The sequence below is a fragment of the Devosia sp. ZB163 genome (assembly GCF_028613635.1).
Lineage (GTDB): Bacteria > Pseudomonadota > Alphaproteobacteria > Rhizobiales > Devosiaceae > Devosia_A.
In genome coordinates, this window is record NZ_JAQRMY010000001.1 from 736,599 (window position 1) to 752,845 (window position 16,247).

The following is a 16,247-nucleotide window of genomic DNA, read 5'->3' on the forward strand; positions in this document are numbered from 1 at the left end:
TTCTATACCGAAACGCCAAGGGCTAGATAGCGGTCATCGAAACCGCAACTGAGGGAGTTCCTCCAAATGACCACCGCAATCCTGGGCCTGGGCAACATGGGCAAGGGCCTCGCCAAGCGTCTCGCCGGCAAAACCGAGCTGGTGCTGGGCGCGTCCAACGTTGCCGCCGCCGCCGATTTCGCCAAGACCGTCGGCGCGACCGTCACCGACTACAAGTCCGCCGTCGCAGCTGCCGATACCGTCATCCTCGCGCTCCCCTTCCCGGTGGCGCTGGAGCTGGCCAAGACCCTGCCGCTCACCGGCAAGACCGTCATCGACATCTCCAACCCGATCAAGGCCGACTTCTCCGGCCTCTCGATCGGCCACACCACGTCCGCCGCCGAGGAACTGCAGGCTGCAGCGCCCGCCGCCAAGGTGGTGAAGGGCTACAACACGATCTTTGCCAGCCTGTTCGACACCCCGGCTTCGGCCACCGCCAATGTCCCCGTCTTCCTCGCCGGCAATGATGCCGCCGCGGTCGACGCCGTCGCCGAGCTGGTCAAGGCCTCGGGTTTTGCCGTCGAGAAGGTGGGCGGCCTCGATGGCGCGCGCCTCGTCGAGCCGGTCGGCATGCTCAACATTCGCTTCGGCTACGGCCTCGGCCAGGGCACCGCGATCGCCCCGGCCTGGCTGAAGCTGGCGGCGTAAGCCACAGATGAGAAAAGGCCGAGGAGCAATCCCCGGCCTTTCGCTTGTTTCGCGATTGCTGCGATGGTCGCCTTCTCCCCCTGTGGGAGAAGGTGCCCGCAAGCGGCAGACGGCCAAAGGCCGTCTCCGCGGGGCGGATGAGGGGTATCTCTCAGCGCACTCCACCGCTCGTCGCATAGCTCCGATCGCGCAGACTTCGTCTGCGGACCCCTCATCCGGCCTGTCGGCCACCTTCTCCCACAGGGGGAGAAGGCACTGACTGAGGGATCGGAATCCCTAAGCGTCGATGTCGACGTCCTTGGTTTCCTTGCCCAGCAGCAGGGCGATCAGCGTCAGCACCGCCATGGCGCTGAGGTAGATGCCGACCCAGAACGGGCTGCCGCCGCCGCTGCTCCACAGCGCCACCGCGATGAATGGCGCGACGGCCGCGCCGAGGATCGAGGAGACGTTGTAGGAAATGCCCGAGCCCGTGTAGCGCACGTTTGCCGGGAACAGCTCCGGCAGCAGCGCGCCCATCGGCCCGAAGGTCATGCCCATCAGCGTGAAGCCAAGGATCAGCCAGGCCATCACACCGATAAAGCCGGCCGACAGCATCGGCACCCAGACGAGGCCGAAGAGCACAATGGCGAGCGTCACCCAGATCAGCGTCTTGCGGCGGCCCCAGCGGTCGGCCCAGGGGCCGGAGACGAGGGTGAAGATGCCGAAGAACACGACGCCCACGATCATCATCAGGACGAACGTATTGTAGCTGTAGCCAAGGCCCGGCAGCGCCGCATCGGTGGCGGCCCGGCCATAGCTCAGCGAGAACGTCGTCATCAGGTAGAACAGCACGTAGGTCGCGAGCATGTAGAAGGTGCCGAGGATCAGCTCCTTCCAGTGCGTCCGGAACACCGCGGCGAGCGGCAGGCGCTGCACCTTGCCGGTGATCCTGGTCTTCTCGAACGCCGCGCTCTCGACGAGGTTCAGCCGGACCCACAGGCCCACCGCCACCATCACCACCGAGAACAGGAACGGAATGCGCCAGCCCCACTCGAGGAAGGCGGTCGAGGGCCGCGACGGGTCATCGGAGGGCAGCAGCGCCGCGATGATGAGGAACAGTCCGTTGGCGAGGATGAAGCCGATCGGCGCGCCCAGTTGCGGGAAGGTGCCGTACACGGCGCGCTTGCCCTTGGGGGCGTTCTCGGTGGCGACCAGCGCCGCGCCGCTCCATTCGCCGCCAAGCGCGAAACCCTGCGCGAGGCGGAGGATCACCAGCAGCGCCGGCGCGAACCAGCCGGCCATGGCGTAGGTCGGCAGCAGGCCGATGAGGAAGGTGGCGATACCCATGGTCAGCAGCGCGCCCACCAGCGTCACCTTGCGGCCGCGGCGATCGCCCAGGTGGCCGAAAAAGATGGCCCCCAGCGGCCGCGCCACCATGGCGGCGCCGAACACGGCGAACGAGGCGAGCAGCGCCGTCGTTTCGTTGCCGGCCGGGAAGAACAGGTGCGGGAACACCAGCACGGCGGCAGTGGCATAGACGTAGAAATCGTAGAACTCGATGGTCGTGCCGACGAGGCTCGCGAGAATCACGCGGGAACGCGGATTGGCGGGCGCGGCGTCGGCCGACACGGCGACGGTGGTCATCATCAACTCCAGGTTGGACCGCGGCACCCGATGGGGGTCGAACACGCACGGCCGGGAGGAGTCGGAGAGTTCGAACGGCGGCGCCGCAACAGAGTTCCGTACCAGCGGGTACGGTCGGCAGGAGCAATGTGCCTTGCTGCGACCAAGTGCAAGTGGAAACTTCGCATGCTTTGTCGCAGGACAGGCGGAACGATCATGAGGAGATCGACATGGTTCCCACCACTCCGGCCGGCCGCATGCTGCTGGTCGCCGCCGGCATCTGCGGTGGCCTCGGCGTCGCCGCGGCGGCCCGCGCCAGTCACATGGCGGACGACAACCTCGGCATCGCTGCCAATTTCCTGCTTCTGCATGCGCCGGTGCTGATCGGGCTGAGCCTGATGGCGGCGAGCCGGCTCGCGGCGATCGCGGGCGTCGTGCTGGCGATCGGTGTCGCGCTCTTTGCCGGCGACCTCGCCATGCGCGCCTTCGCCGGCACGGCCCTGTTCCCGATGGCGGCGCCGATCGGCGGGACGACACTGATCATCGGCTGGGTGCTGGTGACCGCGACGGGGCTGTGGGGGCGGGGGCGGTAGCGGCGCAGGTCTCGGGGCATTGTGCCCAAAGATACCCCCACCCCTGTCCCCTCCCCGCAGGGGGGAGGGAGACCCGTACTGCAAGCGCCGGCGCTGGAGGGACGATCGCTCGTGAGCGCAGGTCACCTCCCCCCTTGCGGGGGAGGGACAGGGTGGGGGTGCTCTTCCCGGTCCACTGTTCGTAGCCTGCGCAAAAAACAAAGGGCGCCTCGCGGCGCCCTTCTTCATATCGGCAGTGCAGCCGGCCTCACTTGGGGGCCAGCACCATCACCATCTGGCGGCCTTCCGAGCGGGGCGACGATTCGACCTTGGCCTTGGCCTCGAGTTCGCTCTGCACCTTGACCAGCAGCTGGGCGCCCAGTTCCTGGTGCGCCATCTCGCGGCCACGGAAACGCATGGTCACCTTCACCCGGTCACCCTCATCGAGGAACCGGTTCGCTGCCTTCATCTTGGTCTGGTAATCGTGGTCGTCGATGTTCGGACGAAGCTGGATTTCCTTGACCTCGATCACCTTCTGCTTCTTGCGCGCCTCGGCCGCCTTCTTCTGGGCAGCATACTTGAAGCGGCCCAGATCGAGCATCTTGGCGACAGGCGGGGTCGAGTTCGGAGAGATGATGACCAGATCGAGCCCCTGCTCCTGCGCCTCGGTCAGGGCCTCGCGCGTGCGAACAACACCACGGTTGGTGCCTTCAGCATCGATCAGCTGGACGTCGGGAGAGGAGATATCTTCGTTGGATTGCGGCCCATCTTTCTGGGGCGCGACGGGTCTCATGGGACGGCGAATGGCAGACGATCCTTCAGTTGTTCCGGTTCGGGCGGGAAATCGGTGCTAAAATCGTGCTGCGCCGATCATAAGTCAACACCACGCTGGACAAGAAACATGGGTGTTGGGCGCTTTGGTGACAAACTGTTGCCGTGAAGGCTAACGCGCGGCAAAAGCAGTGCCGCAGTTAGTTGGAGTTAGCGCGTGGTGGACCCTGTAGTTGAGTTTCTCGACGTTGGCGAGGGGGATGAATCCCGGCGCATCGCCATGCTCCGCCGTGCCGGCCGCAGCCCGGGCATTTTCTGGATCAACGGCTATCGCTCCGAGATGGTTGGCACCAAGGCGAGCGCGCTCGATGCCTTCGGGGCCGAGGAGGGCATCGCAGTCACCCGTTTCGACCATTCGGGCAACGGGCAGTCGGGTGGGGATTTCCTCGACGGCACGATCACGCGCTGGCTCGAGGAATCGCTCGCCGTGTTCGCCACCACCGAGGGGCCGCAGGTCATTGTCGGCTCGTCCCTGGGCGGCTGGCTGGCGCTGCTGATGGCGCGCGAACTGCGCCGCCGGGGGATCGACCGCGTCAAGGCGCTGGTGCTGGTCGCGCCCGCCGTCGATGCGACCGCCGAACTGATGACCAAGCGCATGAGCAAGACCGAGCAGGCAGCGCTGAAGCGCGACGGTGTCGTCCAGCGGCCCTCGCAATACTCGGACGAGCCCTATCCCTACACCGCCAGGCTGATCGAGGACGGCAACCGCCACCACCTGATGTTCGGGCGCGGCATCGATGTCGGCGCGCCGATCACCATCCTCCAGGGCGGCAAGGACCCCGACGTACCGCGCGACCACGCGCTGAAACTGGTCCAGCACCTCCTCACCGATCCCGTGACATTCACCCTCGTGCCCGACGGCGACCACCGCCTGAGCCGCCCCGAGGATCTCGACCTGCTCGAGGCCGCGGTGGAGCGGGAGGTGACGGTGCCGCCGGAGCAGCTGGTGCTCGAGCTCTGATCCATCTGCTAGTGTGGCGGGATGAAACCGCACCCGCTGTTCAGGAACCGGTCAGTTCCCACCGCCCATACCCTGGGGGAATTCGAGCTCAAGGCTCTCTCGGTCAGTGACCTGGAAAGGGATTTCGGCGCCGTGATGGAGAGCGCGGCCGAGATAAAGGCCGCGAACCCGGGATCGAGCTGGCCGGACGGCCTGACCAAGGAAAAGAACCTCATCGATCTGGCCTGGCACCAGCGAGAATTTGAGGCCCGCCGGAGCTTTGCGTGGGTGATCGAAGACAGCGCCGGTGCGTACCTGGGGTGCCTCTACGTGTACCCATCGATTGCCGGAGAAAAAGCAGCCGACATCGTCTGGTGGTGGCGCACCGGAGCCGTGGTTTCCAGGGCATCGTTCCGGAACCATCTGCTGGAATGGGTGTCGGGCAGTGATTGGCCGGCCCTGACCTACAATTTGCAGGACCATTAAGGCACCACGCGGCGTTGCGCATCCGGATCATCCGTGCGTTCCTCGATCGCCCAGACCTTGAGCACCCCGTCGACCGCGACCCGCGGTTCGAAGCGCCCTATGTCCGGGCGGTCGCTGACGTGGAGCCTCACCGCACGGCGAGCGGCGAGAGCTGCTTGGCCTCGGCATCGAAATTGCCCGGATCGAGCCAGCGCTCGAACCCGGCCTTTCGTTCCGGCCATTCGCCGTCGAGCATCGAGAACCATGCGGTGTCGCGGTTGTCGCCCTTGAAGATCATGTGCTGGCGGAACAGCCCCTCGAAGGTGAAGCCGAAGCGGATCGCAGCGCGCTTCGATGGCTCGTTGAGGTCGTTGCACTTCCACTCGAAGCGGCGATTGCCGAGATCCTCAAAGATGTGCCGGGCCATGAGGTAGAAGGCCTCGGTCGCGACGCGTGTCCGCGACATCCGGGGGCCCCAGTAGATGCCGCCCAGCTCGATGACGGCATTCGTCGGGTCGATCCGCATCAGTGAGTTCCGGCCCTCGGCCCGTCCGGTCGCCTTGTCGATGACGGTGAAGTACATCGGGTCGGCCGATAGGGCGGCGGTCCCGATCCAGCGCGACATGTCGGCGACGTCGACCGGCGGCACCTGCGAGAGATACCGGAACCGCTCGGGCTCGGCCGCGGCGAAAAGGTCGGCCGCATGCGATTGCGCGAGGGGCTCGATACGCGTGTAGCGGCCGTCGAGCACCACCCGTCCGGCGGGCGTTGCAGGTTGCGGCTTGCTCATGCGTGGGCCTTCCAGATGGCGTCGAGACCTTCGCGATAGGTCGGGAATTCGAGCTCGGTGCCAAGCGCTTCGAGCACGCGCTTCGAAGATACACGCTTGTTGTCGGAGTAGAAGCTCCGCGCCATGGGCGTCATCTGTGCTTCCGAGAACGGCGTCTCGGGTGGCGGCGCCACACCCATCACCTCGGCGGCATAGGTGACGAGATCCTGCGGCGGGGCCGGCTCGAGATCGGCGAGGTTGTAGGTGCCCTCGAGCCTGCCCAGCGCGGCGAGCGCGGTGATCCGGCCGATATCGGCGACATGGATGCGGTTGAACACCTGGCCCGGCTTGACGATGCGGCGGGCCGTGCCCTCGCGCAGCTTGTCGAAGGCGGAGCGGCCCGGCCCGTAGATGCCGGCAAGGCGCTCGATGAACAGCGGCACGCCGCGCGCCTTGGCGTAATCGCGCCAGGCCTGCTCGGCTTCGACCCGCTGGCGCGAGCGGACATTGAGCGGACGGGTCGGCGCGTCCTCGTCGATCCACTCGCCGCCGAAATCGCCATAGACCCCGACGGTGGAGAAATAGCCGATCCACTGCAGGTTCTCGGCCGCGTCGAGATCGGCGCGATGGTGCTGCAGCGCCGGGTCGCCGTCCTCGTCGGGCGGGATCGAGAGGATTACGTGGGTCGCCTGGCGCAGGTCCTCGCCCAGCGTCGGGCCCGGGGCTTCGCCGTCGAAGATGTGGACGCGGTAGTTGGTGTCGGCGAAGGCTTCCGCGCCCTCGGCACTGCGTGTGGTGCCGGCGATGGGGGTGCTGGGGTCGCTGAGCTGGTGCAGCGCTCGCGCCGTAGCCCGCGAGGAATAGCCCATGCCGAAGAAGAAGACGCTCATTGCAGTTGGTCTCTAGTTTGTGCGCACCGGCTGGACGGCCGCACTCCACTCTGCCCGGACGCTGATGTCGCCTTCATCGGTCAAAAAGGCAAGCTCCAGAGCATCGGCGCGCGTTTTGGTCACAAGCCGGCGGACTGCCCACACCGCCGCCCCGCGGATCAGCGGATCGGTGTCGCGGAGGCGTGCCTCGGCATGGACAACGAGCGCCGGGTCGCCCGAGTTGCCGACGGCGATGAGCACGTTCCTGAGGAACCGCGCATGCCCGATGCGCTTGATCGGCGATCCGGCAAAGAGCGCGCGGAAGCCGGCATCGTCGAGCTGGACCAGATCGGCGAGGGCAGGGGATTTCAGGTCATCGCGGGCCATCAGCCGCGCCTCGTGCGTCAGCGAGGCGAACTTGTTCCACGGGCAGACGGCAAGGCAGTCGTCGCAGCCATAGATGCGGTTGCCCATGGCGACGCGGAACTCGTGCGGGATCGGGCCCGGGTGCTCGATGTTGAGGTAGCTGAGGCAGCGCCGCGCATCGAGCTGGAACGGGGCAGGGAAGGCATTGGTGGGGCAGATATCGAGGCAGCGCCGGCAGTTGCCGCAGCTCTCGGGGTGCGGATCGTCCGCCGGCAGCTCGGCCGCCGTGAAGATGGCGCCGAGGAACAGCCACGAGCCGAACTCGCGCGAGACGAGCACGGTGTGCTTGCCCTGCCAGCCGATGCCCGCCGCCTCGCCGAGCGGCTTCTCCATCACCGGGGCGGTGTCGACGAAGACCTTCACCTCGGCGCCGGTGCGGCGGCTGAGGAGCCCCGCCAGTTCCTTGAGCTTGCCCTTGATGATGTCGTGGTAGTCGCGGTTGCGGGCGTAGACCGAGATATTGCCGCGGGTCGGGTGACCGAGGTCGGCCATCGGATCGGTGTCCGGCCCATAGTTCATGCCGACCATGATAACCGAGCGCGCATCCGGCCACAGCGCTTCCGGCGCGCCGCGGCGTTCGGCCGTCTCGGCCATCCAGCCCATGTCGCCATGCCAGTGCCGCTCGAGGGCGGCGCCGAGCTTTTCCGGCAGGTCCGGCCGCGCATCGGCCCGCGCGACGCCGAACGCGCCGAAACCCAGGGCCTGGGCGCGGTCGCGGAGTTCGGCGAGCAGAGTGCTAGAAGAGATCGACATATGGACCATAGCGGAACGCGCGGTTGCGCGCGTTGCCAGTGATTTCGAAGAGCAATCCCGCGTCGACCATTCTGCGCACCAGGACGTTTGCTCCGGCCTGCGTCATACCAAGCAATTCCGCCACGTATTTGACGCTCACAACGGGGTGTTTGAACAAGTCCTCAAGCAGGGTCAGCGCGCTTGCGGCGGCACGCGCGAAGGTGTCGGTGATGAGCTTGCGATGGGCCTCCCGCAGGGAGACGATTTTTCTCGCTGTCTCGGTTGCTTCATCGCTGACCGTCCGGATGCCCTCGATGAAGAACTTCAGCCAGGCCTCCCACGCGCCCTCGTCCCGCACGCCCTGGAGGAGTTCGTAGTATCGCTGCCGATTGGCCTTGAGATAGTGCGAGATATAGAGCACCGGCTGGGACAGGGCTTGTCGCTCGCACAGCAGGAGCGTGATCAGCAGCCGGCCGACACGACCGTTGCCATCGAGGAATGGGTGGATGGTCTCGAACTGGGCGTGCACCAAGCCGATGCGGACCAGTACTGGCAGCCGCTCGTTCGAATGGACGAAGTTCTCCAGCGCCGAGAGCGCGGGGCCGACTTCATGCGCCGGCGGCGGAACGAAGATGGCATTGTTCAGCGTGCTGCCGCCCTGGCCGATCCAGTTCTGGCTGGTCCTGACTTCGCCGGGGTTGCGCTCCTGTCCGCGTACACCCGACATGAGGTGCTCGTGGATCTCGCGGATGAGCCGGGTCGACACGGGTAGGCTCGCCAGCCTGTCGATGCCGTAGCGCAGGGCGTCTATGTAGTTGATCACCTCGACGACATCGCCTGGCCGGCGGGCGTCCAGCAGGTTGGCTTCGGCTTCGAGGACGTCGGTCAGCGAGGACTGCGTTCCCTCGATTTGACTGGAGAGAACCGCTTCCTTCCTGATGTACATCAGGACGAACAGGTCAGCGTTGGGAAGCGTCTGGATCGAACCATCGAGCCGCCCAAGGGCGCGGTCCGCATCCGACAGCAGGTCCTGCATCTCGATGTCGATCGACAGTGGCGGATCGAGCGGCGGCAGGGCGTTAGGGATGAATGCACTGTAGTCCAGCGGCTGTCTGACATAGCGGCCGGCCCTGCCGCTCGAACGCAGTCGGTTGTTCATGACGCCGCCCCAGTGAAACCAGCAGTTTCATTACTGGCACGGCCCGCCGCCATACTCAACTGGCAGTTGAATATGGAACGCGGCAGCGGCCATATTCAACCAACGCAGCGTTTCAGAAATCGAGATCGGCGTATCCGGCGGCCGCGGGCATGCCGCCGATGCGGTCGTTGAGGAGGGTCCGGAAGGCCGGGCGCGACTTGATGCGGGCGTACCATTGGCGCGTCTCGACCGAGCTGTCCCACAGCACGTCGCCCAGGTAGTCGAGGCTGGAGAGGTGCGCGGCGAGGGCGAAATCGGCCAGCGTCATGCTGTCGCCTGCGATCCAGTGCCGCGTCGCGAACAGCCAGTTGAAATAGTGCAGGTGCTCGCCGAGGTTGGCCTTGGCGACGCGCAGCACGCCCGGCTCGGGCACCGCGCCGCGCTGGTCGCGCTTCACGATCTTTTCCTCGAGGATGTAGCGTGTCACTTCGTCGTTGAGCTTGACCAGCACCCACTCGAGCAGCCGCCACATCTCGTTGCGCAGCGGGGGGTCGGTCGGCAGCAGCCCGGCAATGGTGCTGGGCGCGTGGCGATCCTCGATGGCGTGGATGACCGCGAGCGTTCCGACCACCCGCGCGCCGTCGTCCTCGATGAGGATCGGCACCGTGGCGGCGGGGTTGATCTCGAGCAGCGCCGGGTCGCGTGTCCACGGCTTGATGTCCTCGAGGTCCACGCCCACGCCATATTCGGCGAACATCAGGCGGGCCAGCCGCGAGGAGGGGTCGAGCCGATGCTGCATCAACCTTGGCATGCGTTGTTCGATCCTTGGCGGGGCCGGGCAAATCGGGCTAGAAGCCGCCGGTCTGCCCCTTCTATGGGGATGAGTTAGGGGATCAGATGAACGCCGATCAAGGTCTTTTTGTGCCGCTGATCCTCGGGATTATCGAGGGCCTTACCGAATTCCTACCGGTCTCCTCGACGGCCCACATTCTGCTCGCCGGCCACTTCCTCGGATTCAACAGCCCGGGGCGCGTTTTCGAGGTGCTGATCCAGTTCGGCGCCATCCTCGCCATCCTCGTCGTCTACTTCAAGCGCCTGCTCGCCATCGCGAGGGATGCGCTGGCCGGCAAGCCCGGGGCGCTACGCTTCATCCTGGGCGTCGTGCTCGCCTCGTTCCCGGCTGCCATTGCCGGCGTCCTGCTGCACGACTTCATCAAGACGGTGATCTACGAAACGCCCGTCCTGTTCTGCATCTCGCTGATCGTGGGCGGCATCATCCTGCTCTATGTCGACCAGCTGAAGCTGACGCCCAAATACACCGATATCTACAACTACCCGCCGCTGCTCTGCTTCTATATCGGCCTGTTCCAGATGCTCGCGCTGGTCCCCGGCGTGTCGCGCTCGGGCGCGACCATCGTGGGCTCGCTCCTGCTCGGCACCGACAAGCGCTCGGCCGCGGAGTTCACCTTCTTCATTGCCATGCCGATCATGGGCGGCGCCTTCGTCTACGACCTCTACAAGAGCCGCGAGTTCATCACCGCCGAACTCGGCGCCGCAGTGATCATCGGCTTTGCCGCGGCCTTCGTTACCGCCTTCTTCGTCGTCCGCTACGTGCTCGACTACATCTCGCGGCACGGTTTCGCGATCTTCGCCTATTGGCGGATTTTCGTCGGCGCCATAGGGCTTTGGGCGCTGCTGCTGTTCCGTTGAATGGCGCGGCGTCTCCGTCGGCGTGACAAACGCGTCCGGCTTCCCCATTATGGTTCTCCCGGAATCGGCGGTGGGGATGTCCGTGGCGAGTAAGGCCAATATCGATGCCTGGTTCGAGCGCATCGGCTTTGCCGGCTCGATCGCGCCTTCGCTGGAAACGCTGGGCCAGCTCGTGCAGATGCACGTGGCGGCGATTCCGTTCGAGAACCTCGATCCGCTGATGGGCGCGCCCGTGCGGCTCGACCTCAGCAACCTGCAGCAGAAGCTTCTCTTCGATCGCCGCGGCGGCTACTGCCTCGAGCACAACCTGCTGCTCAAGGCCATGCTCGAGGAGCTCGACTACGAGGTGAAGGCCCACGCCGCCGTGGTGCTATGGAATCATAGCGAACCGACGGACGATCCGCCGACCCACCTCGTGCTGACGGTCGGCGTGGCCGGTGTCACCTATCTCGTCGATGTCGGCTTTGGCGGGCAGACCCCGACGGCGCCGCTCCGGCTCCGCTCCGAACTCGAGCAGGCGACGCCGCACGAGCCCTTCCGCCTGATCGATGACGCCGGCACCTGGCGCCTCGAGTCCCTGATCGGCGAGGATTGGCGCCCACTCTATCGCTTCACGCTCGCTCCGGTCAGCGACGACGAACTCGGCCAGATGAATGAGCGCGCCTCGTCGAGCCCCACTTTCCGCGACGGGCTCATCGCCTCGCGCGCCGAGAAGGGCCGCCGGCTGGTGCTCGGCAACCTCCGCTTCGTGATCCATGTCACGGGCGGGGAGAGCGAGGCGCGGATGCTGACCAGCGTCGCCGAGCTGCGCGAAGTGCTCTCCGGTCCGCTCGGCATCCACCTGCCTGCAGCCGACCGGCTCGACCCCGCCCTCGACCGGATCGTCGCGACCAGCAGTCCCCCGGATCAGTCCTGATGCCGCCAGTCTTTGTCGATCCCGACAAGGTCCGGGAGTTCAAGGACTTCCAGTCCTTCTACGACTGGCTTGCCGAGCATCACGGGAGTGCCGACGAGATCTGGATCAAGCTGCACAAGGTCGGCTCCGGCCTGCCCTCGATCACCCCCAAGGAGGCGATCGATGCGGTGCTGTGCTGGGGCTGGATCGACGCCATCCGCAAGGGCCACGACGACAGGAGCTACCTGCAGCGCTACACGCCGCGTGGGCGAAAGAGCGTGTGGAGCAAGATCAATGTCGACAACGTCGCCCGGCTCCAGACAGTGGGCCTGATGAGCCCGCATGGGCTGCGGCACGTCGAGGCCGCCAAGGCGGACGGCCGCTGGGACAATGCCTATGGCAGCGGCAAGGACCTCAAGATTCCGGACGATCTGCAGGCGGCGATCGATGCCGAGCCGGCAGCACGGGAAATGCTCGGCAAGCTGACCGAGCAGAACCGCTTCGCCCTCGCTTTCCGCATGCACAGCATCAAGACCGAGGCCGGGCGGAAAAAGAAGATCGCGACCTTCGTCGACATGCTGAAGGCGGGCGAGACCATCTACCCACAGAAACAGAAATGACCGTCTGGGTCGCCTTCCTCCGCGCCGTCAATGTCGGCAAGCGCCAGATGAAGATGGCCGAGCTCAAGGCGCTCTGCGAGGAACTCGGCTACGGCAGGGTCAAGACCATCCTCGCCAGCGGCAACGTCCGCTTCGAGGCCGACCACGACCCCAAGGCCGAGCTCGAGGCGGCGATCGAGAAGCGCTGGGGCTTCCTGAGCGAGGCCGTGATGCGCTCGGACGACGAGATCACGGCGATGCTTGCCTCCGACCCCTTCTCCGCCTACCCCGATGAAGGTCCGTTCCATCGCTACGTGATGATGTTCGACCGGCCGCTGCCGGCCGGCTCCGCCTTTACCGGCATCGCCGGCGACCACGACATCGTGCGGGTCGACAGGCGCGACATCTACCTCGTCGGCTGGCGCCAGCCGGACGGACGGCACGGCCCGGGGCTGGACAAGTTCGACCGGCAGTTGGAGAAGGGCGCCATCGCGACCATGCGCAACTGGAACACCATTCCCAAGGTCCTCGGATGATTACCGTTCTCGGCTCCACCAATCTCGATCTGATCGGCACCGTGAGCCGTATCCCCAAGCCCGGCGAAACCGTGCCGGGCGACAGGTTCTCGATGGCCGCGGGCGGCAAGGGCGCCAACCAGGCGCTCGCGGCCCGGCGCGCCGGCGCCGAAGTCCGCATGTTCGCCGCGGCCGGCACCGACAGCTTCGCCGACGAGGCGCTGAAGCTGCTGCGCGCCGAAGGTGTCGATCTCAGCCGCGTGCGCATCGCCGAAGGCGCCACCGGCATCGCCATGATCTTCGTCGACGAGGCGGGCGAGAACGTCATCGCCATCCTGCCCGGCGCCAACGGCACCATGAGCCCCGCCGACGCCGACGCGGCGCTTGAAGGGCTCGGGATCGGCTCGGTGCTGATGCTGCAGCAGGAGATCCCGCAGGCGGCGACCATGCGGGCGCTCGAACTGGGGCGGGCCCAGGGCGTTGTGTCGATTCTCAACACCGCGCCCTTCCTCAAGACGACCCGCGACGTCGCCGAGCAGGCCTCGATCGTCATCGCCAACGAGACCGAGTTCGAGCTGCTGACCGGCGCTGGCAACGACAGGCTCGATGCGGCCATGGCCGACTGGGCCCGCTCGCAGAACCAGACGATGATCGTGACGCTCGGCCCCGATGGCGCGCGCGCCGCAACGCCCACCGGCAGCTTCCGCGTACCGGCGCTCAAGGTCGATCCGGTCGATACGGTCGGTGCGGGCGATACGTTCTGCGGCTATCTCGCCGCCGGCCTTGATCGTGGGCTCGACCTCGAAGTCGCCATGCGCCGCGCCGCCGTCGCCGCCAGCCTTGCCGTGCTGAAGCCCGGCGCGCAGCCGGCGATTCCGCATGCGGCTGATGTTGAGAAAGCGCTCGGGCGCTGACTGACGCGCCTCCCTGCCCCTTGAGGGAGGGATTGAGGGAGGGGGTGGCGCAGTCGGCACTGCAAGAGCCGCACGACCCCCACCCCCAGGCCCCCCTCAAAGGGGGAGGGGTGCAGGTCAGTTGTCGAACGTGTCGCCTAGGTAGACGCGGCGCGCCTCGGGGTCGGCGGCGATCGTCTCGGGCTTGCCCTGCAGCAGCACGTGCCCCTCGTAGATGAGGTAGGCCCGATCAACGAGGCTCAGCGTCTCGCGCACCGAGTGATCGGTGATGAGGACGCCGATGCCGCGCCGCGTGAGGTGCTTCACCAGCGTCTTCACCTCGTTCACCGCGATCGGGTCGACGCCGGCAAAGGGCTCGTCGAGCAGCATGAACAGCGGGTCGGTCGCCACGGCGCGCGCAATCTCGACGCGCCGCCGCTCGCCGCCCGACAGCGCCATGGCGTTCGAGCCGGCGATATGGGTGATGCCGAATTCCTCGAGCAGTTCGCCGAGCCGCGCCATGCGGTCGGCCCGCCGCGGCACATGGCCCTCGAGCACCGCGAGGATGTTGCCCTCGACGCTGAGGCCGCGAAAGATCGAGCTCTCCTGCGGCAGGTAGCCGATGCCGAGCCTGCCGCGCTGGAACAGCGGCAGGTTGGTGATCGGCCGGCCGTCGATCAGGATCTTGCCCTTGTCGGGCTTCACCAGCCCCATGATCATGGTGAAGACCGTGGTCTTGCCCGCCCCGTTGGGGCCGAGCAGCCCCACCGCTTCACCGCGGCGGACCGCGAGACTGACATTTTCGACGACGGTGCGCTTGCCAAAGCTCTTGTTGAGCCCGTGCGCCACGAGCCAGCCGGTCTGGTCGACCGCCGTCCGCGCTGCCGTCGCTGTCGCCGCCTCGTTCATTGCGGGGTGAAGACTCCGGTCACCCGGCCGCCATCGCCGCCCCGGAAGGTGGAGCTGTCGTCCTTGAGGTTGATGGTGAGCTCGGGCCCGTTCACTTCGCCCTGCGCGTTGCGGACGGTGACGTTCTCGGTGAGCCGCACGATCATCGTGTCGGGGTTGTAGACGGCCTTGCCACCGGTGGCGTCCTGCGTCGGCGTCTTGATCCGCACCTTGCCCGTTGCGGTCAGGCTGTCGATGTCGCTCTCGCCGCCGCTGCCATAGAGCACCACCACCTTGTCTGCCCAGATTGTGAGGCCGGCACGGGTGATGATCACCTCTCCGGCAAAGACGGCGTTGTTGTTCTTTTCGTCCACGGTCATGTCGTTGGCGGTGACCTTCACCGGCTCGACGGCGACGGCAGGGCTCACGAGGAGGAGCGTCGCGAGGAGGGGCAGCAGGCGCTTCACTGGTCTTCTCCCGGGGTCATCGTGAGGGTCACCGTCACATCCTTGAACGTGTAGAGACCGGTCGTCCGGTCGTAGGTCATGCCATTGGAGACGAGGGTCGAGCCATCTGACATGCTGAGGTTCACAGGCCCGCTCGCCGCCATCGTCCAGTTCATGAGGTCCGCGAACACCCCTTCGAGCGTCCCCACGATGCCGTCGCTCGAGCTCACGTGCATGACGCCGGGCACGTCGACCAGCTGGTCGTTGGTCTGGAGCCGCCCCTCGGCCGCGTCGGCGCGCAACTCCGCGCCGTTGGCCGGCGTCATGGTGAAGGCGGCGTCCTGCATGTTGACGATATCGCTCGCCGCCATCGACACCTTGGCCGTCCGCGCCCGGAGCGCAAAGAGGGTGCCGTCGGCGCCCGTTGCGGTCAGCATCGGCGTCTCGAGCACAAGGTTGTCGCGGTCGACGCTGATCGAGGCAAAGCCGAAGCGATGCGCCAGCGTGTCCAGCACCATCGCGCCGATCACGAAAGCCAGCACCGCCGCGCCCAGCGCCGGCACCAGCCAGCGCAGCACGTCGACGATCCGGTTGCGCCGCATCAGGCCCCTGTAGAGCCGTTCGCGCGCGTCGGGCCCGGCGACGGTCAGCGTCATCAGCTATGCGCGAAGATGTCGGTCTCTTCCCAGCCCATCAGGTCGAGATCGATCCGGTGCTTGAGGAATTCGAAGCAGGCGGTGGCGAGCTCGCTGCGCCCCTCGCGCTTCAGCATGCGATCGAGGTGCCGCTTGATGTCGTGCAGGTACAGCACGTCCGAAGCGGCATAGTCGAGTTGTGCCTCGGAGATCTTCTCGGCGCCCCAGTCCGAGCTCTGCTGCTGCTTGTTGAGGTCGATGTTGAGCAGTTCGCGCACGAGGTCCTTGAGACCGTGCCGGTCGGTATAGGTCCGCACCAGCCGCGAGGCGATCTTGGTGCAGTAGACCGGGCCGGTGACGACGCCGAAACGGTTCTTGAGCACGGCCATGTCGAAGCGTGCATAGTGGAAGATCTTGGTCACCGACTGATCGGCAAGCAGCCGCGTCAGGTTCGGCGCTTCCTTCAGATCCTGTGGAATCTGCACGACGTCGGCGCTGCCGTCGCCCGGTGACAACTGCACCACGCAAAGCCGGTCCCGGTGCGGATTGAGCCCCATCGTCTCGGTGTCGATCGCCACCTCCCGGCCATAGCGGGAAAGGTCGGGCAGGTCGCCCCGGTGCAGTCTGATGGTCAT

The 16,247-nt window shown here is 66.4% G+C and carries 20 protein-coding genes; 9 read left to right on the forward strand and 11 right to left on the reverse strand.

All coding sequences use genetic code 11. The annotated features are described in order from the left end of the window. Nucleotides 1-48: 48 nt before the first annotated feature. Complete coding sequence (locus tag PRN20_RS03785; protein WP_337956232.1) at nt 49-687, forward strand: NADPH-dependent F420 reductase; 639 nt, start codon at nt 49-51, stop codon at nt 685-687. Nucleotides 688-963: 276 nt separating this feature from the next. Here PRN20_RS03785 and PRN20_RS03790 read toward each other — a convergent pair whose 3' ends face one another. Then, nucleotides 964-2,310 (reverse strand): MFS transporter, encoded by a 1,347-nt coding sequence (locus PRN20_RS03790; RefSeq protein WP_443112524.1) that lies wholly within the window; start codon nt 2,308-2,310, stop codon nt 964-966. 209 nt (nt 2,311-2,519) lie between these two features. Between PRN20_RS03790 and PRN20_RS03795 the strand changes: the two genes are divergently transcribed. After that, complete coding sequence (locus PRN20_RS03795; protein ID WP_273955725.1) at nt 2,520-2,882, forward strand: DUF423 domain-containing protein; 363 nt, start codon at nt 2,520-2,522, stop codon at nt 2,880-2,882. Between the two features lie 247 nt (nt 2,883-3,129). Here PRN20_RS03795 and infC read toward each other — a convergent pair whose 3' ends face one another. Further along, nucleotides 3,130-3,666, reverse strand: coding sequence for a translation initiation factor IF-3 (gene infC / locus PRN20_RS03800; RefSeq protein ID WP_273956772.1), 537 nt, complete (start codon nt 3,664-3,666; stop codon nt 3,130-3,132). 186 nt (nt 3,667-3,852) lie between these two features. Here infC and PRN20_RS03805 point away from each other — a divergent pair, with 186 nt between their 5' ends. Both PRN20_RS03805 and PRN20_RS03810 read left to right on the forward strand, forming a co-directional pair. Then, on the forward strand, nt 3,853-4,653 hold the full coding sequence (locus PRN20_RS03805) for an alpha/beta hydrolase (protein WP_273955726.1): 801 nt from the start codon (nt 3,853-3,855) through the stop codon (nt 4,651-4,653). Between the two features lie 21 nt (nt 4,654-4,674). Next, nucleotides 4,675-5,118 (forward strand): hypothetical protein, encoded by a 444-nt coding sequence (locus tag PRN20_RS03810; RefSeq protein ID WP_273955727.1) that lies wholly within the window; start codon nt 4,675-4,677, stop codon nt 5,116-5,118. Nucleotides 5,119-5,245: 127 nt separating this feature from the next. Here the strand turns inward: PRN20_RS03810 and PRN20_RS03815 are convergent, their stop codons facing one another. The 5 genes from PRN20_RS03815 to PRN20_RS03835 all read right to left on the reverse strand — a co-directional run bounded on the left by PRN20_RS03815 (nt 5,246) and on the right by PRN20_RS03835 (nt 9,842). Beyond that, nucleotides 5,246-5,887, reverse strand: a complete 642-nt coding sequence (locus tag PRN20_RS03815; protein WP_273955728.1) for a GNAT family N-acetyltransferase — start codon at nt 5,885-5,887, stop codon at nt 5,246-5,248. Further along, on the reverse strand, nt 5,884-6,756 hold the full coding sequence (locus PRN20_RS03820) for an SDR family oxidoreductase (protein ID WP_273955729.1): 873 nt from the start codon (nt 6,754-6,756) through the stop codon (nt 5,884-5,886). The genes PRN20_RS03815 and PRN20_RS03820 overlap by 4 nt, the downstream gene beginning before the upstream one ends. A gap of 12 nt (nt 6,757-6,768) precedes the next feature. Next, a complete protein-coding gene (queG, locus tag PRN20_RS03825; protein ID WP_273955730.1) occupies nt 6,769-7,914 on the reverse strand; it encodes a tRNA epoxyqueuosine(34) reductase QueG in 1,146 nt (381 codons plus the stop codon). Continuing rightward, nucleotides 7,898-9,052 (reverse strand): Fic family protein, encoded by a 1,155-nt coding sequence (locus PRN20_RS03830; protein ID WP_273955731.1) that lies wholly within the window; start codon nt 9,050-9,052, stop codon nt 7,898-7,900. Before PRN20_RS03830 ends, queG begins: the two co-directional genes overlap by 17 nt. 112 nt (nt 9,053-9,164) lie before the next feature. Next, on the reverse strand, nt 9,165-9,842 hold the full coding sequence (locus PRN20_RS03835) for a glutathione S-transferase family protein (protein WP_273955732.1): 678 nt from the start codon (nt 9,840-9,842) through the stop codon (nt 9,165-9,167). Between the two features lie 86 nt (nt 9,843-9,928). Here PRN20_RS03835 and PRN20_RS03840 point away from each other — a divergent pair, with 86 nt between their 5' ends. The 5 genes from PRN20_RS03840 (at nt 9,929) to PRN20_RS03860 (ending at nt 13,664) form a co-directional block, all read left to right on the forward strand. Continuing rightward, nucleotides 9,929-10,741, forward strand: coding sequence for an undecaprenyl-diphosphate phosphatase (locus PRN20_RS03840; protein WP_273955733.1), 813 nt, complete (start codon nt 9,929-9,931; stop codon nt 10,739-10,741). A 76-nt stretch (nt 10,742-10,817) separates the two neighbouring features. Next, entirely contained in the window at nt 10,818-11,657 is an 840-nt protein-coding gene (locus tag PRN20_RS03845) for an arylamine N-acetyltransferase family protein (RefSeq protein ID WP_273955734.1), read from the forward strand. Further along, entirely contained in the window at nt 11,657-12,256 is a 600-nt protein-coding gene (locus tag PRN20_RS03850; protein WP_273955735.1) for a YdeI/OmpD-associated family protein, read from the forward strand. The genes PRN20_RS03845 and PRN20_RS03850 overlap by 1 nt, the downstream gene beginning before the upstream one ends. Further along, nucleotides 12,253-12,771, forward strand: coding sequence for a DUF1697 domain-containing protein (locus tag PRN20_RS03855; protein WP_273955736.1), 519 nt, complete (start codon nt 12,253-12,255; stop codon nt 12,769-12,771). The genes PRN20_RS03850 and PRN20_RS03855 overlap by 4 nt, the downstream gene beginning before the upstream one ends. Continuing rightward, nucleotides 12,768-13,664: a ribokinase gene (locus PRN20_RS03860; RefSeq protein ID WP_273955737.1), complete on the forward strand. Its 897-nt coding sequence runs from the start codon at nt 12,768-12,770 to the stop codon at nt 13,662-13,664. Before PRN20_RS03855 ends, PRN20_RS03860 begins: the two co-directional genes overlap by 4 nt. 117 nt (nt 13,665-13,781) lie before the next feature. Here the strand turns inward: PRN20_RS03860 and lptB are convergent, their stop codons facing one another. The 4 genes from lptB to PRN20_RS03880 are packed head-to-tail and all read right to left on the reverse strand — an operon-like array spanning nt 13,782 to nt 16,247. Next, on the reverse strand, nt 13,782-14,552 hold the full coding sequence (lptB, locus tag PRN20_RS03865) for an LPS export ABC transporter ATP-binding protein (RefSeq protein ID WP_443112525.1): 771 nt from the start codon (nt 14,550-14,552) through the stop codon (nt 13,782-13,784). Continuing rightward, nucleotides 14,549-14,998 (reverse strand): lipopolysaccharide transport periplasmic protein LptA, encoded by a 450-nt coding sequence (lptA, locus tag PRN20_RS03870; protein ID WP_273955738.1) that lies wholly within the window; start codon nt 14,996-14,998, stop codon nt 14,549-14,551. Before lptA ends, lptB begins: the two co-directional genes overlap by 4 nt. Further along, entirely contained in the window at nt 14,995-15,633 is a 639-nt protein-coding gene (locus tag PRN20_RS03875) for a hypothetical protein (protein ID WP_273955739.1), read from the reverse strand. The genes lptA and PRN20_RS03875 overlap by 4 nt, the downstream gene beginning before the upstream one ends. After that, nucleotides 15,633-16,247, reverse strand: a complete 615-nt coding sequence (locus PRN20_RS03880) for a ribonuclease D (RefSeq protein ID WP_273955740.1) — start codon at nt 16,245-16,247, stop codon at nt 15,633-15,635. Before PRN20_RS03880 ends, PRN20_RS03875 begins: the two co-directional genes overlap by 1 nt.